Source organism: Ruegeria sp. F5 (assembly GCF_056533845.1).
Map to the genome: position 1 here is coordinate 1 of NZ_JBQFOU010000025.1, position 21,310 is coordinate 21,310.

26 protein-coding genes and 1 pseudogene are annotated in these 21,310 nt (G+C 53.9%); 18 read left to right on the forward strand and 9 right to left on the reverse strand.

The genetic code is table 11. From position 1 onward, the window contains the following. Positions 1–199: 199 nt before the first annotated feature. The 4 genes from ACR0K1_RS22935 to ACR0K1_RS22950 form a co-directional block, all read right to left on the reverse strand. On the reverse strand, positions 200–802 hold the full coding sequence (locus ACR0K1_RS22935; protein WP_480851973.1) for a nuclear transport factor 2 family protein: 603 nt from the start codon (positions 800–802) through the stop codon (positions 200–202). A gap of 194 nt (positions 803–996) precedes the next feature. Further along, complete coding sequence (locus ACR0K1_RS22940; RefSeq protein WP_480851974.1) at positions 997–1,461, reverse strand: GNAT family N-acetyltransferase; 465 nt, start codon at positions 1,459–1,461, stop codon at positions 997–999. A gap of 202 nt (positions 1,462–1,663) precedes the next feature. Then, positions 1,664–2,152, reverse strand: coding sequence for a ClbS/DfsB family four-helix bundle protein (locus tag ACR0K1_RS22945; protein WP_480851975.1), 489 nt, complete (start codon positions 2,150–2,152; stop codon positions 1,664–1,666). Between the two features lie 280 nt (positions 2,153–2,432). Further along, on the reverse strand, positions 2,433–4,856 hold the full coding sequence (locus ACR0K1_RS22950; protein WP_480851976.1) for an arylsulfatase: 2,424 nt from the start codon (positions 4,854–4,856) through the stop codon (positions 2,433–2,435). Positions 4,857–5,045: 189 nt separating this feature from the next. On the opposite strand from ACR0K1_RS22950, the pseudogene ACR0K1_RS22955 reads away from it, so the two are divergent. Continuing rightward, positions 5,046–5,147 (forward strand): annotated as a pseudogene (locus tag ACR0K1_RS22955) (IS110 family transposase); the annotation flags it as partial. A 40-nt stretch (positions 5,148–5,187) separates the two neighbouring features. On the opposite strand, the gene ACR0K1_RS22960 reads toward ACR0K1_RS22955, so the two are convergent. Next, entirely contained in the window at positions 5,188–6,069 is an 882-nt protein-coding gene (locus ACR0K1_RS22960; RefSeq protein ID WP_480851977.1) for an alpha/beta fold hydrolase, read from the reverse strand. 185 nt (positions 6,070–6,254) lie between these two features. Continuing rightward, positions 6,255–7,073, reverse strand: coding sequence for a nuclear transport factor 2 family protein (locus ACR0K1_RS22965; protein ID WP_480616987.1), 819 nt, complete (start codon positions 7,071–7,073; stop codon positions 6,255–6,257). A gap of 127 nt (positions 7,074–7,200) precedes the next feature. Between ACR0K1_RS22965 and ACR0K1_RS22970 the strand changes: the two genes are divergently transcribed. Further along, entirely contained in the window at positions 7,201–7,578 is a 378-nt protein-coding gene (locus ACR0K1_RS22970) for a winged helix-turn-helix transcriptional regulator (RefSeq protein WP_480616986.1), read from the forward strand. Positions 7,579–7,773: 195 nt separating this feature from the next. Here the strand turns inward: ACR0K1_RS22970 and ACR0K1_RS22975 are convergent, their stop codons facing one another. Together ACR0K1_RS22975 and ACR0K1_RS22980 are read right to left on the reverse strand one after the other, a co-directional pair. Then, positions 7,774–8,283 carry a nucleoside deaminase gene (locus ACR0K1_RS22975; protein WP_480851978.1) on the reverse strand — a complete coding sequence of 170 codons (510 nt, stop codon included), beginning with the start codon at positions 8,281–8,283 and terminating at the stop codon, positions 7,774–7,776. Between the two features lie 137 nt (positions 8,284–8,420). Further along, positions 8,421–9,098 carry an ankyrin repeat domain-containing protein gene (locus ACR0K1_RS22980; protein ID WP_480851979.1) on the reverse strand — a complete coding sequence of 226 codons (678 nt, stop codon included), beginning with the start codon at positions 9,096–9,098 and terminating at the stop codon, positions 8,421–8,423. A gap of 54 nt (positions 9,099–9,152) precedes the next feature. On the opposite strand from ACR0K1_RS22980, the gene ACR0K1_RS22985 reads away from it, so the two are divergent. Next, a complete protein-coding gene (locus ACR0K1_RS22985) occupies positions 9,153–9,497 on the forward strand; it encodes a WGR domain-containing protein (protein WP_480851980.1) in 345 nt (114 codons plus the stop codon). Positions 9,498–10,015: 518 nt separating this feature from the next. Continuing rightward, positions 10,016–10,348, forward strand: a complete 333-nt coding sequence (locus ACR0K1_RS22990) for a YegP family protein (RefSeq protein ID WP_480851981.1) — start codon at positions 10,016–10,018, stop codon at positions 10,346–10,348. 467 nt (positions 10,349–10,815) lie between these two features. Here ACR0K1_RS22990 and ACR0K1_RS22995 read toward each other — a convergent pair whose 3' ends face one another. After that, positions 10,816–11,682, reverse strand: a complete 867-nt coding sequence (locus ACR0K1_RS22995; RefSeq protein WP_480851982.1) for an NAD(P)-binding domain-containing protein — start codon at positions 11,680–11,682, stop codon at positions 10,816–10,818. Between the two features lie 101 nt (positions 11,683–11,783). Between ACR0K1_RS22995 and ACR0K1_RS23000 the strand changes: the two genes are divergently transcribed. From ACR0K1_RS23000 to ACR0K1_RS23065, 14 genes are all read left to right on the forward strand, one after another. Continuing rightward, on the forward strand, positions 11,784–12,701 hold the full coding sequence (locus ACR0K1_RS23000; protein WP_480616980.1) for a LysR family transcriptional regulator: 918 nt from the start codon (positions 11,784–11,786) through the stop codon (positions 12,699–12,701). A 192-nt stretch (positions 12,702–12,893) separates the two neighbouring features. After that, positions 12,894–13,256: a nuclear transport factor 2 family protein gene (locus tag ACR0K1_RS23005; RefSeq protein ID WP_480616979.1), complete on the forward strand. Its 363-nt coding sequence runs from the start codon at positions 12,894–12,896 to the stop codon at positions 13,254–13,256. Positions 13,257–13,456: 200 nt separating this feature from the next. Beyond that, positions 13,457–14,260: a class I SAM-dependent methyltransferase gene (locus ACR0K1_RS23010; protein WP_480851983.1), complete on the forward strand. Its 804-nt coding sequence runs from the start codon at positions 13,457–13,459 to the stop codon at positions 14,258–14,260. 33 nt (positions 14,261–14,293) lie between these two features. Further along, complete coding sequence (locus ACR0K1_RS23015; protein ID WP_480851984.1) at positions 14,294–15,004, forward strand: hypothetical protein; 711 nt, start codon at positions 14,294–14,296, stop codon at positions 15,002–15,004. Between the two features lie 173 nt (positions 15,005–15,177). Next, positions 15,178–15,594: a hypothetical protein gene (locus ACR0K1_RS23020; protein ID WP_480851985.1), complete on the forward strand. Its 417-nt coding sequence runs from the start codon at positions 15,178–15,180 to the stop codon at positions 15,592–15,594. After that, on the forward strand, positions 15,591–16,133 hold the full coding sequence (locus ACR0K1_RS23025; protein WP_480851986.1) for an RES family NAD+ phosphorylase: 543 nt from the start codon (positions 15,591–15,593) through the stop codon (positions 16,131–16,133). The genes ACR0K1_RS23020 and ACR0K1_RS23025 overlap by 4 nt, the downstream gene beginning before the upstream one ends. 296 nt (positions 16,134–16,429) lie before the next feature. Then, on the forward strand, positions 16,430–16,675 hold the full coding sequence (locus tag ACR0K1_RS23030; RefSeq protein WP_480616974.1) for a hypothetical protein: 246 nt from the start codon (positions 16,430–16,432) through the stop codon (positions 16,673–16,675). A 175-nt stretch (positions 16,676–16,850) separates the two neighbouring features. Then, positions 16,851–17,108, forward strand: coding sequence for an antitoxin (locus ACR0K1_RS23035; protein WP_480851987.1), 258 nt, complete (start codon positions 16,851–16,853; stop codon positions 17,106–17,108). Beyond that, positions 17,105–17,497 (forward strand): PIN domain-containing protein, encoded by a 393-nt coding sequence (locus ACR0K1_RS23040; protein ID WP_480851988.1) that lies wholly within the window; start codon positions 17,105–17,107, stop codon positions 17,495–17,497. The genes ACR0K1_RS23035 and ACR0K1_RS23040 overlap by 4 nt, the downstream gene beginning before the upstream one ends. Continuing rightward, a complete protein-coding gene (locus tag ACR0K1_RS23045) occupies positions 17,494–18,036 on the forward strand; it encodes a hypothetical protein (protein ID WP_480851989.1) in 543 nt (180 codons plus the stop codon). Before ACR0K1_RS23040 ends, ACR0K1_RS23045 begins: the two co-directional genes overlap by 4 nt. A 505-nt stretch (positions 18,037–18,541) precedes the next feature. Further along, a complete protein-coding gene (locus ACR0K1_RS23050; protein WP_480616970.1) occupies positions 18,542–18,904 on the forward strand; it encodes a hypothetical protein in 363 nt (120 codons plus the stop codon). A gap of 450 nt (positions 18,905–19,354) precedes the next feature. Then, complete coding sequence (locus ACR0K1_RS23055) at positions 19,355–19,729, forward strand: VOC family protein (RefSeq protein ID WP_480616969.1); 375 nt, start codon at positions 19,355–19,357, stop codon at positions 19,727–19,729. 161 nt (positions 19,730–19,890) lie between these two features. After that, positions 19,891–20,022, forward strand: coding sequence for a hypothetical protein (locus ACR0K1_RS23060; protein ID WP_480616968.1), 132 nt, complete (start codon positions 19,891–19,893; stop codon positions 20,020–20,022). A 503-nt stretch (positions 20,023–20,525) separates the two neighbouring features. Continuing rightward, positions 20,526–21,113: a DUF3987 domain-containing protein gene (locus ACR0K1_RS23065; protein WP_480852012.1), complete on the forward strand. Its 588-nt coding sequence runs from the start codon at positions 20,526–20,528 to the stop codon at positions 21,111–21,113. The last annotated feature ends 197 nt before the right edge of the window (positions 21,114–21,310 follow it).

A 21,310-nucleotide genomic window follows, 5' to 3' on the forward strand; every position in this document is an offset into this window, starting at 1 on the left:
TGGCGGACCTTTTCAGGGCTCGGCGTAGACTGTATCCCATTCACAACCAGCTTCGCTTTGTCTGATGCCACCGAACTGTTTGCGTCTAGTTTGACGCTATTGGCCGTCGCCATTCCCATGCTTTCATCTCCTGTCCCTATGCTTGCGAGGGCACTAGCAGATCCTGGTTTCCAGCGCTTTGATCGGTGTCAACGAACTATCATAAATCATGTCTTGGAGGGTTGTGTTCCGGCGGAATGCTTATTTGAGACCATCGCTGATCACCTAAGGTTTCTGCCAATGCTGTACTGCCTTCAACGTCAGTAAAAAGGACTGACGCCAATCCTTCAGTTTGAATTAGTTCTGGTCCATCTTCTCTTGTTGCATCCAGGAGCCGCGGGATCGCGAGCTGTTCCTTGCCAACAACTTCGGTATTGGGCGTCGGCACCGAGGCGTGTCGGTTGACTATTTTCCACGACGCAGCTTCCAGGACAAATACCAAGACTGTACGATAGATGACCGGCTCATCGAAGCCGGCAAACTGAATCCTATGAAGAAAGGATGACCAGCCTGTTTCTCCGTTTTCGAAAGCTTCGGCTTCAAGTTCCTCAAAGACTGTCGGCGCTGGGATTTCTGCAAAGAGCTTACTGACTCCTTTGCGAGCGGCTAGACCGCTCCAAAACTCGTCGTCTCCGGTTCGGATGAACCGCAATTCTCTAGCGCTCGAAAGAAAACCACTCAGTTCGTCTGTGTTTAGCTTGGTTCTGAGTATCTCAAACCAACGTCTTGAAATGGATAGCAGTTCAGGTGAGGCACGTATCATGTGTTGGTGACCGGAACAGTACTTCAGCCTTTGCTATCAAGGTTTTCCGACTTTTATCTTCTTTTTGGGAACTTGCCGCCTCATGCTGCCGGCGAGCGGTCTTTCAATCAAGATGTTTGTTTTTGCTCAGCGCGAAAAAGCGCTTTGTCAGGACAGGCAAAGGCCGAAACTCACACTCAGTGGCGCTCAGATGGCTAATCGAGTTCCTTTACCATCAGCAAAGCTTCAGTTGGCTCTTCGCCAAATCTAGACAGGTCGAACGGTCGCCGGGCGCGCTCGGTGTACCCTGCCCGCCGATAGAGGCCTAAAGCGTTTGTGTTTGTGGCGGCAACGATAAGCGCGAGCCCTGGGCAAGAGCCTTCACGTGCCTGCTCCTCAGCCTTGTTCAGTAAGGCAGCGCCGATGCCTTGCCTTCGCCCGTTGGGCAAGGCGGCCATAAAATTGATGTACCAATGACCCGGCGCGAGCTCCGCGAGTTCCTCGACGCAGACAAATTCCTCGGGAACGTCAGGCCCTACCGGTTGCGGCGTGGTCGGGAGAACGTAACCGATCAGTCCGCCCAATGCAGCACCATCAAATTCGGCAATGAACCCGTTTCGATAGCTGAATTCACCAGCTTTTGCGGCAACAATTGCGCGCCCGACGTCGATGCCGTCCATGTCCGGAGGGGCCATCTCATCCCAGAGCGTAGGCACTACTCCGTCACTTGCCATATCCACGACGCGTACAAGTAGGGGCGCATCGTCCGGCCTCGCTTTGCGAATAGTCAGTGTCATGGTGCGTCTTCCGTGTGTACCTCTGTCCCGCCGCACGGGTATTTCATAATCTTGAAGGTCAAAAGTGCGGCGAGGAGAATTAGCCTCAGCAAGCGCTACGCAGCGCCTTTCGGATGTAAGTATTGGCGGATCGGAAATGTGATGGACCGGACGCCTCGGCAAACCGACCAAGGGTCCATTTGCCGGTCCATGGAAACACGCAACTGGTGTATAGCAAGGCGTCATCTTGAGTCTCAACAAAGTGACGCAGTTTGTCGCAAGCGGCCCCGAATTCCGAGAGCAGTTCCACCCAAGGAGTTTCGTTGCCTCTCGCATACAGCGGAGCATTGTATTCCTTGAGCTGGTTCCATTTGTAGCCCTTAGCTGGCACATGCACCTCGCGCTCCGCAACGCCGTCTTCGTACCACTCGTGGAACATCCCCATCCAATGGATGCGGTGCGCGATTACACCCTTGATCGTGGTGTCGTCATCAGGGGCCGACAAAGATGCATTTGTTTCGTCGACGCCATCGAGCGTTTTGCTTAGCTTGGCTAAATCCTTATCGAACTGGGCAAGCAAATCGGTTTTGTTCATTGCTGCTGACATGACTCACTACTAGTCAAACCAGACGATCGGTTTCTTGATCTGGCTCAACGAAACCAAGTTTTCCAGCGAGGCCATTGCGATTATTCGCGCCAATGCAGCGACAGCTCACTTCGTTCCGATTCCGGACATTGCCTCCTCAGTGTGAACTCTTGAATGTCCGCACCGAGCCCTTACTTTCTTGTTCCGCTCAGCGTTGAAACGTCTGCTATCCAGGCAAAAAGCGAAGTGAATAGCTCTACAGCGCTTTGGGACCTTATGAGATCAATATCTACTGTCGCTTAAGCATGCGCTTTGCAGCCGCTTCCATGCTTTCGTAGCTGTCACCAGACACCGAAACAGCAACCTTCTGAATGATCCCGCCCTCGAACTCTCCGGGTGTGGTGTAGAGCTTGCTAACTGCGTCGCCGCTGTCGTACCCGATGCACAACCCATCGCCTGACAGTGTGAACTTGCCCGACTGGGCGCGCATATCACCTGAGGCGACCTCCTGATCGTCGATGTAAAGCTTCATCGAGCCCAAGACCTCACCGTTGTCGCCAGTGCCGGTCGCGTCAAACTCCATGCCAAGAGTATAAGCGCCGGGCTCTAGCTCCACATCGGACTCAAAGATCTGCTCAGGTTGAATACCAAGGAAGTTGTACGTGTAGTACAGCTTATTGTCCTTCACGACCAATGCATGACCCCCAAAACGCGAACCGTGGGCAAAGATCACGCCGCCTGCGTCGGCATCTTCGATCTCGACGTTGGCAAGGATTTTGTAATCGCGCCCACGGATATTCACGGCGACGCCTTCCGGCACACATGTTGTGTTTGGATAATAGACGTAGGTGTCACGTGGCGGCTCGGCGGTGGGGCGGTCGATCCCAAGGATTTCAACCGCGCTGCGGTCATCCAGCGGCAGGACGTTGTTCTTCGCAGCCTCGTCGAACCAGACCTGAATGAGTTCCTGTAGTTTTTCAGGTTCCTGTTCGGCCAAATTGTTGGATTCTGACCGGTCGACATCCACGTGATAAAGCTCCCACACATCTTTGTCGAAGTTGCTGGTTCCTGTTAGCGGAGCGTGAACGGCAACCGCTTTCCAGCCATCCTTCCAGATGCCACGGGTGCCCAGCATGGTGTAGTATTGCACCTCCTTCTGGGTGGGATCGTCCGGCTTGGCGTCAAACGTATAGGCCATCGACACACCGGACAGGGGATACTGATCCACACCATTTTTCGACTTCGGCATTTCCAGCCCGGTAACTTCGAGGATCGTAGGTACAATATCGACCGAATGGTGATACTGATGCCGGATCTCACCACCGTTCTTGATGCCGTTTGGCCATGAGATGACCAGCGGGTCGTTGGTGCCACCGGCATAGTTCGAATACCGCTTGAACATCTTGAATGGCGCTGAGAATGCTGCGGCCCATCCGGTCGGATAGTGGTTGTAGGTGTCCGGACTGCCCAAGGTGTCGAGATACTTCATGTTCTCTTCCAGCTCATCCGGGAAACCGTTGAAGAACTTGTTCTCGTTCACTGATCCATTGGGCGAGCCTTCACCCGAGGCCCCATTGTCGGCGGCATAGATGATCAGCGTGTTTTCGTACTGACCGGTTTCCTTCAGATAGTCGATGATCCGCCCGACCTGGCTGTCTGTGTATTCAGAGAAACCGGCATAAACTTCGGCCATCCGCGCGAACAATTTCTTCTCATCGTCATTCAGAGAGTCCCAGGGCCGCACGGCATCGTCAGGGTTGGCGACGTCTTCGGGCATGAAATTCAGTTCGGTATTCACCGTGCCTTCCGGAACGATCCCTTTGTCTATCATCGCTTGCGTGATCTCTTCACGATAGACGTCGTAACCCTCGTCGAACACGCCCTTGTACCTATCCGCCCATTCCGTCGAAGCCTGATGTGGTGCGTGATTGGCGCCGGGGTTGAACCACATGTACCAGGGCTTGGAGGGGTTCGTGGCCTTCTGATCGCGCAGCATCGTTATTGCCTGATCTGCCAGATCCTTGGACAGGTGGTAGCCATCTTCGGGACCATAGGGCTGTTCGATGAAACGATTGTCTTCAACCAGGTCCGGATACCATTGATTGGTCTCGCCCCCCAGAAAACCATAGAAACGGTCAAACCCCTGGTTCAGTGGCCATTCCGTGCGGCTGGCCCCCGAGGCAACATCCTGCTCGGGCACGTTGTGGTTCTTACCGATCCAGAACGTACTATACCCGTTGGCCTGCAAAACTTCAGCAATTGTTGTCACCTGCGGGGGCAGCCTGCCGCTTGCCCCTGGAAACCCGTCGGCCGTTTCTGTAATTGCCGCCATCCCGTTCAGGTGATGGTTGCGTCCTGTCAGCAGGGTTGAGCGTGTTGGCGAACACAGTGCAGTCGTGTGCCATTGGGTAAAGGTCAGACCTTGAGCCGCGAGATCATCCATCGTGGGCATGTTGATCTTGCCACCATAAGGTGACCAAGCACCAAGTCCCGTGTCATCGTAAAGAACAAAAAGAATGTTCGGGGCACTCTCTGGTGCGGCTTTGGGAGTGAAGGGTGTCCAATCTGACTCGGAGTCCCGGACGTCCAGCTCAATCTTCCCGTTGAACCCTGGATAACCCAAAGGTTCCTTCATCTCCGGAGCATCCTGCGCGGCCGCTGGCAACACACCCAAAACCGCAATCGCTCCAGCAGTTAAAAAACGATAGATCATCAATCAATCCTCCCATGGAATAGTTTGTTTTGTCACAAAAAACTGAAATTAAAAATCAGATTACCAACTTGCGACTATCGATCAACCTAGCGATACAATTCGCGCCAGATGGGCATTTCAAATGAGCCCGTCGTCTCATTTGTCGATTTCTGGGATGGACTTTGGGTTTTCGTAAGCCGGACGCTGCGTAAGATGGGCATTGAGCCAAGAATCATTCCCGCGATCTATGTGAAGCCTTTCATCAAGGGCCAGAAGAACGATTACATCGATGCTGAGGCGATAGCTGAAGCGGTTTAGATTTGGCACTGCATCTCAGGTTGGCTGTGAGCCCTCAGCCGCCGTTGGCAAGGAACTCTTTGATCCGCGTATTTAGGGTATCTGGTGCGTCCTCGTGGATCATGTGTGACCCGTTTTTGATGATTTCGACATGCGCATCAGGCAGCCGCTCGCTAAGTCCATCGATTAGCAGCCTGAACAAGTGCGGACTATCACCCCCGCCTACGAGAAGAACCGGAATATGGATGTCCGAAAACGATGTTCCGATCAGATCAGGGAAGCCATGATACAGTGAGAGGGCTTTGTCAGGACCTCGGTTATCCCAAACTTGAGCGTAGCGTTCCTCCGACAGTGCCTCGAAATATCTGTCACCCAAAACCCCTCGGCCAAACGTTTCAATTGCCAATTCATCGTCGCCGGATCGAAACGCCTTTTCAGAAGGGCCAACGGTGCCTACGCCAAACCTAATGATGGCGAGCGCAAGTCGGGGCGCCGAGAACAAAAGGCCGATCAACTGGACCGGCTTTGGTGGAATACTCACGTACATTGAGACAGTAGGCGGCTCTATGAGGACGAGGCTGCGGAACATCTCCGGCACCTGCTGGGCCGCTAAGAGTGAAACAAGGCCGCCCCACGAATGCCCTACGACGTGTGCCGGTCCTGCATCCATTACTTTTATCAAACTCGCCAGGTCTTCTACATGCACCTGGATAGGGTCTCTGGCATCGGTTGATATCGGAGCGTTCGGCACATGATAGCGTCGACTGTAGGCAATCGTGCGATAGTTTTCCGAGAAAACGCCAAGCTGTTGGGACCAAGTGCGCACGTCCGAGGCGCTGCCATGCACAAAAACCAGTGGCTCGCCTTCACCCTTTTCGAAGGTCGCAAGAACGGCACCGTTCACTTCTACTGACTTGGCTTCATCCAAATCGAGCATGGTTCTAAAAATAGCGCAATCCAACATCGTTGTTAACGGCAGCTTCGCCGGCCGCACTGCAGGTGCGGCTTTGCAAGATGAACGGCAGGTTTGAGTCGAGAGTACTTGCTGCGACTGCCCAATCGAAGGCCGGTTTTTTTGGTGGGCGGGTCAGCCAACTCCGACCCGCCATCCCCCTATGGTTTTTAGAACTTACCGTTCCCATGCGCCATCTCTGCAGGGGTGGGCGAAACGACATCCCAATGCTCGACGATCTTTCCGTCCTCAACGCGCCACAGGTCGAAGAAAGCCCAAGGTTTCTCGCTGACAGTGGCATCTGAAGCGACAAAGACAAAGTTGCCTTCTGCCACAACGATCTGTGGCTCAAATTTAGTTATGACGTTGCCTTGTTCAGCCCAGGCCTTGGTGCCATCCATCAGACCATCAATCCCATCGGCAAGCATTGGATTGTGCTGCATATAGACCTCAGAATACTCGGGGGCTTTCTCTGGTGCGGCTCCACCCAAGACGTCGCGAACAAACCCAAGAACCAACGCCTTGTTCTCTTCTGTTTTGTCCAAATCGGTGATCTCTGTCGCGCCATCCGTCATCCCCCGACCAGACACCGTCGTTTCAGGAACTGGCTGCAAATTGTCCCAATGCTCTGCAACTTTGCCGTCCTCGACCCGGAATATATCGAATGCGGCAAGGGTCGGTGCGCCAAACGCATCAGCATTTTCAAAGGTGCTGTGCAGAACCACCATATCGCCTTCTGCGATGACGCGATGGGTTGTGCCAATCATTCCGGATTGCTCGACCAAAGGTATCAGGCCAACCAACCCGTCGGCTCCGGTCGGGATTTGTGGGTTATGCTGGATGTAATCCGAGGTCACGAGTTGCCGCACGGCTTCCGGATCGTGATCGGCAAAGGCAGCGGTAAAGAGTGCGATTACAAGTTCTTTAGGAGACATGGCTTTATCCTCTGATTCGTATCCTCTCGATACGTGGTAGCAAAACCATACCACATTGCAATTACGTACCTTAAACTAACTTGGTATGCTCAACGCTACTGCTATATAGATCGGGGTGTTGTGCAAAACCTGATGCAGGGCTATGGTGTCCCTCAGTTTCGAAATAATACCAGAGACTGATATGCTACCTATTGGTGTTGCCAACAAAGCAGAAGCTTCCAACTGCTCAATCCGCTCCGTGCTATCCAATGTGACCGGCAAATGGCGGATGATTATTATCCTAGCTCTGGAAGATGAGCCGAAACGCTTTGGCGACTTAAAACGCTGCATCGGAGACGTCACGCAAAGTGTGCTAACCGAGAACCTGCGTGGATTGCAGCGTGACGGTTACTTGACCCGCACTGTCGATCCCGGGCCACCAGTGGCTGTTTCCTATGAATTGACGCCTTTAGGCCGAAGCTTACTCGAGATGCTGAAGCCACTTGTCTTCTGGTCGCATGAACAGATGGATGAAGTCAGAAAATTCCGCATGCAATTTGACCGCGAGCAGGCGAGCTGACCTCAAAGCCGATACATGTCTATTTACGGTAGATAGTTGCAATGTTGCGCAGACTGTGGGTTCAGCGAAACCTCAATCTCACGCACGCCGCGAACGGCAGCAGGCCGTTGAACGACCAAAGGCGAGAATGGGTCGAGACTTCCAACCGTGGAAAGCGAACGCTACAGGAAACTTCGATGATGGTTGAAAACCATTCTAACTGCAAAGCTTCGGGGAACCTGCGCTCGTGATTTTCCGGCCGTAGAACATGAGGCGGACTCCAGCCCAGTATGCCGCAGCTTCACACATGGGACATGGTCGGGAAGATGAGTACATGATCGCTCCGCTCAAATCCCGGTCACTGAGTCGACGCGCCGCGTCCCTGATCGCGGCCATTTCAGCGTGGGCCGTGGGGTCTTGATCCAAGATGACCCTGCTCCATGATTGGCCAATAATAACGTTGTCGCGCACCACAACTGCGCCATACCCCTGATCTCCATGATCAATCGCATACTGACGCATTTCGAAAGCGCGTTCCATGAATGTGGCATCCTTGGGATCACTTGGTTGAGGTATTGCGTCGTCCGCCCTTGTAGAAGTTTGGCCTACAGCGGAGCCACTCAATCCAATTGTCAGTGCGCCAATGCCTGATGCAGCGAGAAAGCCGCGCCTCGGGAAAGCGAGCGTGCTGTAGCAGTCCTGTTCACTTTTTCTGATCTTGTCCATTGTGCCGTTACCTGTGAGATGTGTTCAACTCTGTCCCCGCTCCGCTACGAGAGGAACTTGATTTGAGGTTGGTCTCATACAAGCTGCCATCGGCACGTGTGAGGTGGAACGCTCCGCTTCAGCCTGCTGGACTGGTCTCAATCCTCTTTTCTTAGCCGTTCTGCCATCTCAGCAAATCCGCGTAGTTCAGCGTGTTCGATTGGCGTAGTTCCGTTTCGATCGGCAAGCGATCGGTCAGCACCCGCTGCCAACAGTGCATCCAGAACTGCAATATGATCCGGCCCGCCGTCACCAAGCACAACGGCTTCGATAACTGCTGTCCAGTGCAGATTGTTCACATGGTCCAGAGGCGCGCCAGCAGCGATCAGCCGTCTGACAATCTCAACATGACCAAGGTGCGCGGCCGCGATCAGAGCCGTTCCTTCATAAGGGCTGGTCGTTAGGCCGGGATCGTTGCCCAACTCGATTGCGAGCGTCATCAGTTCTGGATCGTTTGCAACGGCCGCGATCGTGACCACGTCGTAAGCCTGACCTTCTAACGCATTCATATCGGCGCCAGCCTCAGCCAGTGTACTCAATGCCTCGTCCTCTGAAGCAAAGGCGGCCACATGGGCTGGTGTGCGACCCCGCGAGTCCCGCGCGTTGACGTTTGCCCCTGTCGCAACGAGTTGCCGGATCCTTTCTTCGTTGCCGGTGTGAGCGGCTGCGAAGAGACCGTCGTATTGCGCGACCTCATCAACCGAAGGCGGTGTCTGCGCCGCGCTTGCGCTGGCGGCTAGACCCGTCACGAAGGCAAAAAGTAGAAAACGAAACATGGCTGATCCTATTACCTACATATTGATCAGCTATAGTATTAGCGGATGCATTCGATGTCATTTTCCATTCAGGATCAGAATCCTTTCACGGGAATTGATTTCGCAATGTCATTGGACAGACGGGCTGAGTTTGCCGACAGTCGCGTCATGGAACTGACAGACACCACACCTGTCCACCTGATCCATGTGGATCCAGACGTCAACATGGCGCGGTTCTATGGCATAGAGTTGCAGCCGACGCTGTTTGGCGAAGTTTCCGTTCTTCGTACCTGGGGACGCATTGGTACAAACGGGCAGGCCATGATGGTGACATATGACAACGAAGCCCAGGCTGCTGATGCACTCCATAACCTCGAACAGCAAAAGCGCCGACGAGGCTACGTCCCGGTCGGAGAGTGACTTAGGGTTGCAATCTGTTTCCGTAGCAAATCCCGAGCCTTTCGGCTCGTGACCAGTCTCTAGATTCCTGCCAGCGTGCCGGCTTCTACTCAGAACACCCCAGCATGATCTCCCTGACACAACGGCCCCTGCATCGTCTCTCGCGAGCCGGGGCAGCTTACACGTCTGCGCTTGTCTGGCTTGGTTAAGTCAAGGCGCGACGGGAAAAGCATCTATTACAGGATTGCGGATGAACGAGTGCTGGCGATTGTTAAGGTCCTGTACGATTTCTTTTGCAGCGAAGATGCGAAAAAGTGATCTGTACCCGATGCGGTCATAACTGCGCTGGACAAAATCGGACTAACGAAAACGCAGAGCCCTTTGCGCGTCTTTTCTAAGCAACTAGTTTGAAACTATGGACTCCGTATCCCAACTCACCAACTAGATGATTTGGATTTTTGTATTTTTGCCTTGTGACGAACCGGCGAACATAGCAACGTCGTGTCGAATTTTGGTTCAACAATAAAGAGGTAGGTCACATGGCTGGAAAATTCGAAATTTATGAAGACAAGGCGGGAGAGTTCCGGTTCCGGCTCAAAGCCGGTAATGGCGAGATTATCTTAGCCAGCGAAGGTTATGTACAGAAAGCAAGTGCCGAGAACGGTATCGGGTCCGTGAAGACAAATGCGCCAAATGACGACCGGTACGAGCGCAAGGAGACGAAGTCAGGCGGGTATATGTTTAACCTCAAAGCCAGCAACGGTCAGGTGATCGGCACCAGCGAGAGCTACACCAGTGCATCCGCTCGGGATAATGGAATTGAGTCCGTAAAACGAAATGCGCCAGACGCGCGTGTCGAAGACCTGACCTGATCTGACAAAGACTAAGCTTCGGCTGAGCAACACGCTCGCCGAAGCACTGCACTGGTGGTGAAGAATTACATTATCATATACACCGCGCTGGATTCAAAAATGTAGAAATAGAGCCTAACCTCCAGAGAGCGGATTTGCGTACCATACCGGTTTTGTCACCTGGATGAGGACTGCTGTCGATCCGCGGCGGGCATTTAGATCCAAGTTTTTCAATATTTGAGAAGCGCAACAAACTCGCTGTTCACTATCGTGCAGCAATGGCAGCTTCCCACCCTACCCTGGACATTCAAAACAAGACTCTGCAAATGCCGCTTCGCGGGACTTTGCGGCCATCCGATTTTTTCTCCAAAGGACCGCAGGCAGCCCAAACCGGACATTGGCGACGAAACTTCGCAATCCCATGTACGCAACTTTGCAGCCGATTGTTTGTCAAGTCGAATGGCCATTTTGACAGTAAGCCTTCGATATCAAAAGGCTTCCGTCATGTGCTGGACCAAAGAGGTTAATTGTTTGTCTCCATTTCCATCCTCCCACGCGGCTTTTGTGCGGTCATGCATAATTCGGATAAAGTCAGCCGGTGCATTCAGAGAAACGCACGTCTTTAGAGCGTCCTCCTGGGCCAATGCGTAAACTTTCAACGAGGCTTCAGCGCCGTCATAGTCCTCGGACGGAACAGTTCGGGCAAAGAGATCATAGTAGTCATTTACCAATTTGATCGTGGCAGGGAGTTGATCGGCATAGACCTGCATCGGAACACCTGCTTTCTGGCAAACCAGTGCGCCGTATATCATCCCAAACATGAACCCCTGCCGGACAGTGAAGAGACCGGCAAAAAGTGCTGCAAGAGCTGCGGGTTTCTCACCGATCTGAGCGGATTTTCCCCCAAGACACCTTATGACTTCGCCGAAGCGATCCCAAGTTCCGGCACTGCCCACGGTAAGGATGGTGGTGTCGCTGCTACCAATGCCGGAAGGGTATGCATTGATCATGCCCAGCATGTAGTCGGCCTTTTTTTCGATGAGAAATGAGACCAGTGAATCAGCATCGGACGTATCGCCGGTGCTCATGTCGCAAATTGTTTTTCCTTCCAAAGACACACTTAGCCCACGGACCAAATCGACGGTTTCCTTGTGGCTTTTGATACAGACGACGACGAAATCAGACGCTGCAACAGCATCTTCTGGCAATGCGCAAATAACTGCACCTACCTTTGCAAACGATTTTGTCTTTTCAGGTTTCCGATTCCAGACGCAGACGCTGTAACCTGATTGGAGCAGGCAATGCGCCAGCGCCGAACCCATGTTGCCCAATCCCAGTACCGCAAGCGTTGCCATGATTTCCTCCTGTTCTGGTCATTGGTGTTTCAGTCAACATGCGTGAGAATCGAGAAATCGCGTAGTTGTAAATTTTTCTGTATTGTTAGATTTTCTCACTTATGGATTGGCACGCGTTACCCTCGCTGACGTCTCTCAGAGCCTTTGCCGCCGCCGCAGAGTTTAGAAACTTGACCCGCGCGGCAGCGGCACTGAATGTGACCCATTCCGCCGTCAGCCAACAAATCCGAGGGCTGGAGCAGCATCTAGGAACCCAGCTTGTTACTCGGACGCGACACGGTATCGCTCTGACCGCAAAGGGAGAATTCTTAGCGGCGGGTCTGCATGAAGCATTCGCCTCAATGGCGTCCCTGACTGAGAGCATATCAAATGCAGAGGCGGTTCGCCCGCTGTTGGTCAGTGCTACACCGATGTTTTCAAGCGCAATCCTCATGCCGCGCCTATCGGCGTTTGTTCAGGAGTTCCCGGATATCGAGCTTCGGATCGACTCAACAATCCAGGCTGTCGACCTCAAGCCAGGGGGCATTGACATAGCCATTCGATACGGCACCGGGCGCTGGTCGGGGCTGGTGTCGCAAATGTTGCTACCTGGCTGTCTGACAGTGGTTGCTGCAAAAGAATTGATTGGAGAACGGGTACTCAAAGACCCAATTGAGTTGCTCGACTTTACTCTTCTTCAGGAACAGGCTTCGGTCGAATTTGACCTGTGGTTGGAAAAGGTTGGAGTGCCACCTGGTGCAGATAGGAGAGTTGTTCGCTTGCCGGGCAACATGCTGCTTGATGGAATCCGCCAAGGTGATGGTATCGGGGCAACGGTTCCGGCATTCATCTCTGACGAATTGAAGTCTGGAGATCTCGTGGCGATTTTCGATGATCCAATCCCGCAGATCGGCTATCACCTTGTCACGCTGCCTGGAGCAATTCGCCCAGCGGCAAAGGTGTTTCAGAAGTGGCTTTCGAATTCAATTACCGAATATGAGAAAAGCCTTTTCAGGTGGACGCCTGCTCATTTAGTTTGACCGTTGTTGGTGTTCAACTCGATTGGATAGAAGCAGCCCGAAGCGGACCTTCACTATGAGCTTTGCACCCTCTGAGATGCGGGACGAAGCGGTCATTGGTAACGGCGGTGGGATGCGATACAGTAGCTTGGTAGCCATCAAGTGCTACGACCGATTGACCGCATCACTCCTAAAAATCCGCGAGATGCAAAAATGGGCAATGAGGAAGAAGCCATCCGGGCCGTGATTGAAATGTATGTGACCGGCTTCAATCGAGGCGATAAGGCACTGCTAACGGGGGCCTTTCATCCGCGATTTGTGTCGTCGGGGCTGATTGATGGCGAACTTCAATGGGATAGCGCAGAGAAGTTCGCTGAATTCTGTGTAGAAGCTGCTCCCGACCCTACGGGCCCGGTTCCGGACTGGGAAATCAGGTCGTTGCATGTTTCCGGTGCGACAGCGGTCGCAGTTGTCCACGACCAATGGGGACAACGAAAGTTTTGCGACACGCTTACATTGTTGAAGGACCGAGGACGCTGGCAGATTGTCTTCAAGGCATTTCAAAGCCTCTCATAGACAGTGCGGAGGCACAGGTTGGGCTCGAACCGGTCATTCGACGTTTCCGGTAAGGTTCGTAAGCTTGCCTGACGTGTTCAACAGCGGCTCAGCGGACATAGCCGCTGGTTGACCGACTTGCCCAAATGTCTGCTTTTTTTGATTTCGAGGCGGAGTACGGTTAGCGTACTGCCGCATGATGTGTTTCGAGGAGCGAAGCTATGTCTGATCCATATTCTAATCTAGGAGCGCAAGATCCTGAGATTCAGGAACGGATTGCAGCAGCGATGGAAGCCCGCTGTCTTGAGCCTGCACAGGTAGCAATCCGCAGAGCCTATCTGAATGATTTAGAGCTCCCGAGCAATGCAAGTGCGTTGGAATTGGGGTCCGGCACCGGCCATGTAACTAAAGACCTGTTGGACCTTGCTGGCGCATCAACCGCGCATGGGCTCGAACCCTCGCCGATTATGGTGGAACGGGCCAAAAAGAGCTTCGGCGATGATACGCGTCTCAATTTCGATATCGGCGACGCCAAGAACACAGGTTTTGAAGACGCATCATTCGACCTTGTTTTGATGCACACCTTGCTCTGCCATGTGCCTGACCCCGAAGACGCAGTTCAGGAAGCATTCCGCATCCTGAAGCCGGGCGGTGTGTTGGCAGTCTGTGACGGCGACTACGACACCGCGACGGCGCAGATTGCAGATTTTGACCCGCTCGATCAGCTCATCCGTTTCATGATTAATCAAAACGTCACCAATCTTTGGATTATGCGACAAATGTCCGGCATGCTTGCCAAGACTGGTTTTCAACTTGGAGCGCGCAGAGGGCATGGATACGTCGCCGAAGGAGAGGCGACATATTTCCTGACTGTTATTGACCGAGGCGCGGATCGCATGGTCGAAGAGTGTTTACTGTTCCCGGAAACAGCGGAGGCACTAAAGACAGAAGCAAGACGTCGGGTGTCCGAAAAGACCTTCTTCGGCTTTATGTCTTACGTGAGCCAGATTGCCACAAAGCCCTAGGAAACTAAGAAATCTCGTAGTCCGGACATTCGTTTGACGCGCAGCATCGGTCACTCAGGGGCACGAAACGCTATTTCGCCCCATCGCGTACGAGCGGCTGTTCAAAGCGTCGAAGCTGACATTCCCCGTTTTCCCTATGAGTGCACAGTGGCGATGGCCCGGCTTCAAGACGCCATCTCAGATGGTGTACAGGAGCTACTTGTCCGGGCGCGACTTATCCTACGCCGTCGACTGCAACAGGATGTTCTTCAGAACCTGCTGGACGAGTTAAATGAGTGTGTCTCTGTGGAAAACCGCTCATCAGAAACCTGCGAGCCCACCAATTTGAGGGATGGCGACGGCGAAATTGAGGGGCATAAAGAACACTCACTGAATCCTAATAGTAAAAAGGAAGATCAGTATTGGAAGAAAGTGACCCAGGATCAAATGGAACACGCATTTCCTCGGTTGTGCTCAGAATTGCGGTTCGCCCGAAATCAAGCGCATTGTGATCAACTAATGGACCAATTAGCGAACCACATGAAGCTTGGAGAGGCTTGGTATGCAATGAAATCATCACATGCCCCAGCGGTACGCTTCATGGTCTTAGGTTATGTTTTGCAACGCGTTGAAATAGTACGAAGCCATAGAGCATATCTGATGTCGATTATGAACAAGATTGACCGCGGAGAAATGGAACTCAGGACTCTGTTGATACCTCAGAAAACCAGGCGGGATGAATGGGAGGATCGTAAGAATTCTTAGCGCGGTGCCGCGGATGGCGGCCATTTGCTTGAGGGCAACACCGGAAACCTGTGTAGCGGTTTGTCTCCGGCGAATGATTGAGAAAGCGAGGGTAGGGGAGTTGTGTACTGAACGCGGATTCTATGTACGATTGAGCGGCTGGCTGGCCAACGTTTCACTACGAAACGCGAAGCATGGGATCTGGCTTCCTTGATTGTCAAGAAAATTGCCACTATATTATGGCATCAGGAGTGATCGATATGGAATTACGTGATCTTGTAGAAGACCGGATGATCTCACCGGATCGTCTCGCCCGGCACCTGAAAACCACCAAGCGTGAGATTGGTGAGACCTTGGGCATTGCTCCGGAGTCTTTGTCTCGGCGGAAGCGAATAGCATCCGTTTCAGTTCAGACATCGTTGCGTCACCTGGTCGAGATTCTGAACGCTGTTGCGCCGGCAGTTGGAAGCTCGCTCATGGCTTATGCCTGGTATCGGTCTGAACCCATTGTGGGGTTTGGCGGGCGGACGCCCGAGGAAATCGTCAAGGACGGAGAAAACGCGGCGTTGAAGTCTCATATCCTGCGGCGTCTTGAAGGCGGTTACGCTTGAAACATGCCATACGGTTACGGCGCACGGTCATCCGTGCTGCCAAACCGCGTTGGTCATATTTGCCAACATCAGGGGAGGGCGCTGCACGACGGGGCGGGCGGTTCAACCCGATCGGGGTACCCGCCCTCTATACGTCGCTTTCCCATGAAACAGCCGCGCGCGAAGTCCGCTTCAGCCTGAATCAAGAGCCATATACCTTCTATTTTCTCGCAGTAGATTGCCAACATATCGTCGATCTTACCAGCCGGGATACAAGACAGGCATTGGGCATCTCTTGGGAGGATATTGCCAATGACAACTGGGAATCCGAGATGCACCAGGGACTAATCCCTTCAACCCATGATGTAGCCGAAAGGCTGAAAGGCAATGGCTATGCCGGTGTCCTGGTGAACAGTTTCGCATCAGGGGCCACGCCTGATGACATCAACTTGGTTCTTTGGGATTGGGATGCGGTCGACCATTTGCCGTCAAGCAGAGCAAATGCGGTGATGGTTCTGCACCGGGACGATCTACCGAACAGTGATGTATCCTGGCAATAAGATCACTCCCCCCGATCTCGAGGATTTCTTGATGGTCCGCGAACCCGTCTTTTCTTTTGATATTCTGAAAGAACGTGGCGTTGAATAGTCTTGCGAGGGTTACGCTTGCCAAACGCGTTGCTGATAATCTTCCCTGTTACGGCGCTCCGCATCGATCCATGAGTTGAAAGTATGCTGCGGAGTAGGCGGCAACTTTGGTTGCGCCCGTAGCGAATGGCAGCAATGCAGGCTGCAATTGCAGCATTTGAATACATAGCTCAAGGTCCGGTTCGGGCCGCCCAGTTAGGCAGCGCAGCTTGATTAAGTTTCTTCAATTGATCCGTAGCCGCATTGCCGGGCCTTACCTTAACGACATCTGGAAAACCGTGCTGGGTTTGAAGGCAGGCAACCATCAGGTCAACAATTTCGAAAGCCTCAAGGTGGGCGAAAAGCGCAAGAAGCTGGATGCGCTGTTCAATGACCCGGAGACCCGTGAGGCGATGCAGCTTAACAAAGCGGTTGAGAAGCGGATCGCCACATGGGTGCCCGAGGGCATGGTCTGAAAACCGCAGGTGGGGCGCGTTAGCGCCCTGCCACTCCGATGACGTTCTTGCAGGCGATAACAGGTTGAAAGCGAACGCGGAAAACAGCCAATAGAGGCGGACATTCACTCACCCATAGCTTGAATGGAGTGGCAAGGCGATATATATTAATGATAGATATCAAATGGAGGTGACAATGCCAGATACAGCGGTTGCAAAAGTGTTCATGACCGGTCGGTCTCAGGCGGTTCGGTTGCCGAAAGAATTCCGCTTCAAGACCGATGAAGTGCGGATCAGGGCCGAAGGCTCAAAGGTCATTCTTGAACCCATCGAAAACGATTGGGAGTGGTTGAACGAGCTGCACAGGCTGGGTCCGCTTGATGAGGATGCTGCGCGGGCTGCCGAGGAAGATGTGGCACCGCAAGACCGCCCGGAACTGGATGTGTTCAAGTGAAATTCCTCCTCGACACCAACGCCGTCATTGGGATCATCGCTGGCAATCGCGATTTGATTGACCGTTTGTCCGAGCATGTGCCTCGTGATTTCGGTGTTCCCTCTGTCGTCATGTATGAACTCTATTGGGGCGCATACAAAAGCGCGAGAGTTGCTGAGAATGTTGCGCGCGTCGATGCGCTCCGGTTTGAGGTGCTGGACCTGTCGGTAGAGGATGCGAAAGCCGCTGTCCTGATCCGCGCTGATCTGAACAAGAAAGGCACGCCGATAGGGGCCTATGATTTGTTGATCGCGGGGCAGGCGGTTTCGCGCTCCCTGACGCTCATCACCAATAACGTCAAAGAGTTTCGCCGGGTTGAAAATCTGATCTATGAGGACTGGCAATCATGACTAATGTCACCACGCCAACCGCCGCGGAGAACGCAATCCGCCGCGTGTGGAAATCTGCGCAGATGTATATCGCGTTTCACAAGGACCAGAGTGGTAATGAACGCTCCGACCCGAAACTTTGGCCTCCGAAGAACGGCAGCGCGTCACTGCATGATGATATCGCCGAGCAGGAAGCCATTGTTGTCGTCAAAGCCGCTGATGTTGAAGTCACCCAGGATGTGCAAATCAAACTGCATCCCAGCCGGATCGTTGTGCGTCGTGATGCCGACAAATGGTGGCAGGGTGTTGCGATGGACGATCATTCGGTGACCGTCCGTATGGCCGATAACACGATGATCGAAATCCGGCATGACGGGTCGATCAAGCGCCGGTCCGCCGAGGATGAAACCCATGTTGAAGCGGATGGCAGCATTTTCAAATGGACGCCGCACGCGGAGGCCATGATGACCGGCGACGGGATCGAAATGTCCCGACGTACCGACGACCGGATTGCGGCGATCACGCATGACGGCGTTTTGGATCGGGCCCGCAAGCGTTAGCCTGACTTCAATACCTCCAGATTTTACTACGGTTTGACTGGTGGCCCGCATCGTCGGGCCATTCCTTTGCCATTGCGCCGGCGTCGATGCTCCTCTGGTGCCGCTTGACACCCGGGGCCGTTGCCCCATGTGCCGACCCGATTGGTCGCTTCGCTGTGACGGCCGCTATTGCGTCCGGTGCATCGCCGAACCCTGGCGCCAGGGCACAAACGGCTCTCCGCCTCCGCTGGCAGGAAAGGGCGACTTGCGCCCCTACGCACTTTACCAATCTCCTGCAAGTCAATCCGTTTCAGGAAGGCCACCAGCTCGCGGATCTGAGCAATGCGCGTGTGATGGATCGACTTGGTTTCGCCGTCATCAGAAGTCGACCGGTGTTCAAGCCTTTCGCTCGCATCGGCCCCAATAGTTCGTGCCACTAACCCGGACTGACAGTCTTCAACCCGTTGCCAATGAAGATCCACGCTCCCCGTGTTTCTTCAAGATGAACATATGCGAGCAGTCGGGAATGGCACTGCTGATCTGGCAACAGATCAGCAGCTTCAACGACTATTTTCCGCAGCCGGACAAGCCCAGCTCTGCATCGCGAAACAAAATAGCCGCTGACATCCCCTTAGTGCCCGCAAAACCCATGTTCATCGAAACACTCAGAAGCGAGGATCTAACAATGGCAACTCAAACTCTGAAACTGAATGTCAAAACCGGCGAAAAAGATGGCACGAACTACTGGGACCGATGCGGGGTTCTCTTCGCAAACACCGACGACGTTTCTGGCGAAATCAAGTCGATCACCGTCAAACACAGCATGTTCCCCAGTGTCGAAATGGTGGCCTTCCCGAAGCGGAGCGACGACGATGGTGTAACCGAGTAACAAAAGGTTAGGGCGGCGCAAGTCGCCCTTTCCCGTGCTCCGGCATTTGGTCGGTTGTAGACCCGCTGCATCACTACAGGCGACGTCTGGCTGAGTTGCCGCAAAGGTCTAAGTTGAGCCCATCGTTACAGAGTCAGCCGGTTGCACGAACGTCCGCTTCGCCTCAACCGCAAGTCACGACATCGTCTACCAGTTCGTGATCAAATGTGTCGTTAGCTTGCCGGACCCGGTTCATCCAGCAAGACCGACCGAGGGCGGCGTATTTATTTGCGCTGCATCGCTGAAGACGAGACCGATCGAGCTGGCCACGACAGCGACTGCGGGCTTCACAACACGCCTGGGCCGCAATCCAGGACCGGCGATCGCGCTTTGGCTAGGTGCCTGATTATGGTACTACGGTGTAGGTGAGCGGGCTGATTATTGGTCTTCACGGAAACTAGGGAGGCGAAGATGATCGCGTACACGACAATCGGGACCAACGATCTGGAGCGAGCCTTGGCGTTCTATGATGCTCTGCTCGGCGAGATCGGCGGTAAGCGAGCGGCGGAGTTGCCCGGCATCGTTCTTTACGTAGGCGCGGACGGCACGCCATTTTTCGCCGTGGCGGAGCCTTGGAACAATGAGGCCGCCACCGTTGGGAACGGCTCGATGATCGGCCTTGGCGCCGGGAGTCAGGATGCGGTCGACAATCTATATGAGCGCGCGATCGACCTCGGGGCCGTCGACGAAGGCGAACCAGGCCCTCGAAAGAGAGGAGCGCTGGAGTTTTACGCAGGCTACTTCCGCGATCTTGACGGCAACAAGCTGAGCTTCTTCCACATGTAGTCTGGGGTCTTGTATCTTCTTTTCACTCCGCAGCGCGATCGCTGCTCGGCACTGGTTCCTACAACGCCTACGGCCGATAGCTGCGAGCCCGCTTTGCGATTGGCGCTGCTCGATTTGAGTTTTGACCAACCTGATGGCGCTGTGACCCGGCGAACGTTCCGATGACCGACCTCGAAGACTGGCTGTCGCAGCACGACTTGTCGGCGATCGGGCCGACGCTGACTGCACACGATATCGATCTGTCGACGCTGCCGATGCTTGACGAGGTTGGGCTGTGTGCGGTCCTCCGGTGAAAGTGGGCCAATGGCGGCAAAGTCCGGATTTTGTTGAAAAACTCGAAAAGCCGGGAAGTTTGTTTTTTTTCCGCGAATTGGCGTTCGACCGAAAAGTCCGCCTCCGACATTTCTGACAGTCGTTGACGCGTCCTAAGGCAGCCGGTGTTTATTTTGATCCGACCCCTAAGCTGAAAAAACTTAGCGGCTCTGTACGCGCAATTTTTGATTTAAGTTTTGCAAATTCGGAGTTTTTCAACAGTATCTCCGCATAGCTGCCGTCAACGACGACTGGTGCTGCAACCGCAGCGAAAGGCGGCTGTGTGGCCTAAGTGTCAAGTTCGTTTTGTTCAACTTGCTGAGGAACGACCTCAACCACCTGCTGCCCAGAAACTCTGCCATCCGAGCCCGGATCGTTTCTGACTTGGCGTTGTGCATTAGATCCAGCGCCACCTCGATCGCCCGGGTCTTGCCCAAGGAGCGGAGCTGCTCTGCCTCCTGGATATAGGCGTGCTGAGCCGACGATAGAAGGACTGGTGAAGCTCTACCTTGTCGGCCAGCCGAGCCTTGGCCTGTTCTCTGACGAAGGCGGCGGGTTTCTGGGCGGTCATGCCATGAATTCGGACAACCGCATGAAAACCGTTGCAGGGCTTTCGAAGCTCTGGGACGGCGAACCGCCCGACCGGGTTCGTGCTGGTGACGGTGCCGTGACGCTGTATGGTCGCAGGCTAGCGATGCACCTGATGGTGCAACCGGTCGCTGCAAGGCCCTTGCTATCAGATCCGATTGCATCTGGTCAGGGGTTCTTGGCGCGGTTCCTGATAACCGAACCAGTCAGCCATATTGGCGGACGATTGAACCGGCCCGCCGCTCAAGTAGCAGATGCAGCAAGTGTAGCAATGTCAGGACGGCTGAACGCGATTTTGATCCACCCTAAACCGGTGGATGAGGATAAGCCGCAGGAATTGCGCCCACGGGCGTTACACCTGTCGAATACCGCCAAAGACATGCTGTTTGCATACTACAAGGCAACTGAGTTGGCGCAGGCCGCAGGCGGTGATTTCGAGCATATCAAATCATTCGCTTTGAAGTCGGCGGAACGGCGCGGCTAGCACCATCACCCATGTACGGCCCGCCGCCTAGTATAGCGCGAACTTCTTAGCTTTCGGTGACAGTAAATTGGCTCTGTGTCCCGGCGACTGTGCTCAGGCCGCCATCCGTCCCAAAATCCCTGACGACGGACACTGCCCACGGCTCCAAAACACTGCATCTTTGATTTAATTGGCAAAACGGATTTTAAGTGGCGTTC

Coding starts and splice junctions, on each gene's coding strand:
- ACR0K1_RS22935 (WP_480851973.1), bottom strand. CDS start 802: ATGATACGTGCCTCACCTGAACTGCTATCCATTTCAAGACGTTGGTTT.
- ACR0K1_RS22940 (WP_480851974.1), bottom strand. CDS start 1,461: ATGGACGGCATCGACGTCGGGCGCGCAATTGTTGCCGCAAAAGCTGGT.
- ACR0K1_RS22945 (WP_480851975.1), bottom strand. CDS start 2,152: ATGAACAAAACCGATTTGCTTGCCCAGTTCGATAAGGATTTAGCCAAG.
- ACR0K1_RS22950 (WP_480851976.1), bottom strand. CDS start 4,856: ATGATCTATCGTTTTTTAACTGCTGGAGCGATTGCGGTTTTGGGTGTG.
- ACR0K1_RS22960 (WP_480851977.1), bottom strand. CDS start 6,069: ATGCTCGATTTGGATGAAGCCAAGTCAGTAGAAGTGAACGGTGCCGTT.
- ACR0K1_RS22970 (WP_480616986.1), top strand. CDS start 7,201: ATGCTACCTATTGGTGTTGCCAACAAAGCAGAAGCTTCCAACTGCTCA.
- ACR0K1_RS22975 (WP_480851978.1), bottom strand. CDS start 8,283: ATGGACAAGATCAGAAAAAGTGAACAGGACTGCTACAGCACGCTCGCT.
- ACR0K1_RS22980 (WP_480851979.1), bottom strand. CDS start 9,098: ATGTTTCGTTTTCTACTTTTTGCCTTCGTGACGGGTCTAGCCGCCAGC.
- ACR0K1_RS22985 (WP_480851980.1), top strand. CDS start 9,153: ATGTCATTTTCCATTCAGGATCAGAATCCTTTCACGGGAATTGATTTC.
- ACR0K1_RS22990 (WP_480851981.1), top strand. CDS start 10,016: ATGGCTGGAAAATTCGAAATTTATGAAGACAAGGCGGGAGAGTTCCGG.
- ACR0K1_RS22995 (WP_480851982.1), bottom strand. CDS start 11,682: ATGGCAACGCTTGCGGTACTGGGATTGGGCAACATGGGTTCGGCGCTG.
- ACR0K1_RS23000 (WP_480616980.1), top strand. CDS start 11,784: ATGGATTGGCACGCGTTACCCTCGCTGACGTCTCTCAGAGCCTTTGCC.
- ACR0K1_RS23005 (WP_480616979.1), top strand. CDS start 12,894: ATGGGCAATGAGGAAGAAGCCATCCGGGCCGTGATTGAAATGTATGTG.
- ACR0K1_RS23010 (WP_480851983.1), top strand. CDS start 13,457: ATGTCTGATCCATATTCTAATCTAGGAGCGCAAGATCCTGAGATTCAG.
- ACR0K1_RS23020 (WP_480851985.1), top strand. CDS start 15,178: ATGGGATCTGGCTTCCTTGATTGTCAAGAAAATTGCCACTATATTATG.
- ACR0K1_RS23035 (WP_480851987.1), top strand. CDS start 16,851: ATGCCAGATACAGCGGTTGCAAAAGTGTTCATGACCGGTCGGTCTCAG.
- ACR0K1_RS23045 (WP_480851989.1), top strand. CDS start 17,494: ATGACTAATGTCACCACGCCAACCGCCGCGGAGAACGCAATCCGCCGC.
- ACR0K1_RS23050 (WP_480616970.1), top strand. CDS start 18,542: ATGGCACTGCTGATCTGGCAACAGATCAGCAGCTTCAACGACTATTTT.
- ACR0K1_RS23055 (WP_480616969.1), top strand. CDS start 19,355: ATGATCGCGTACACGACAATCGGGACCAACGATCTGGAGCGAGCCTTG.
- ACR0K1_RS23060 (WP_480616968.1), top strand. CDS start 19,891: ATGACCGACCTCGAAGACTGGCTGTCGCAGCACGACTTGTCGGCGATC.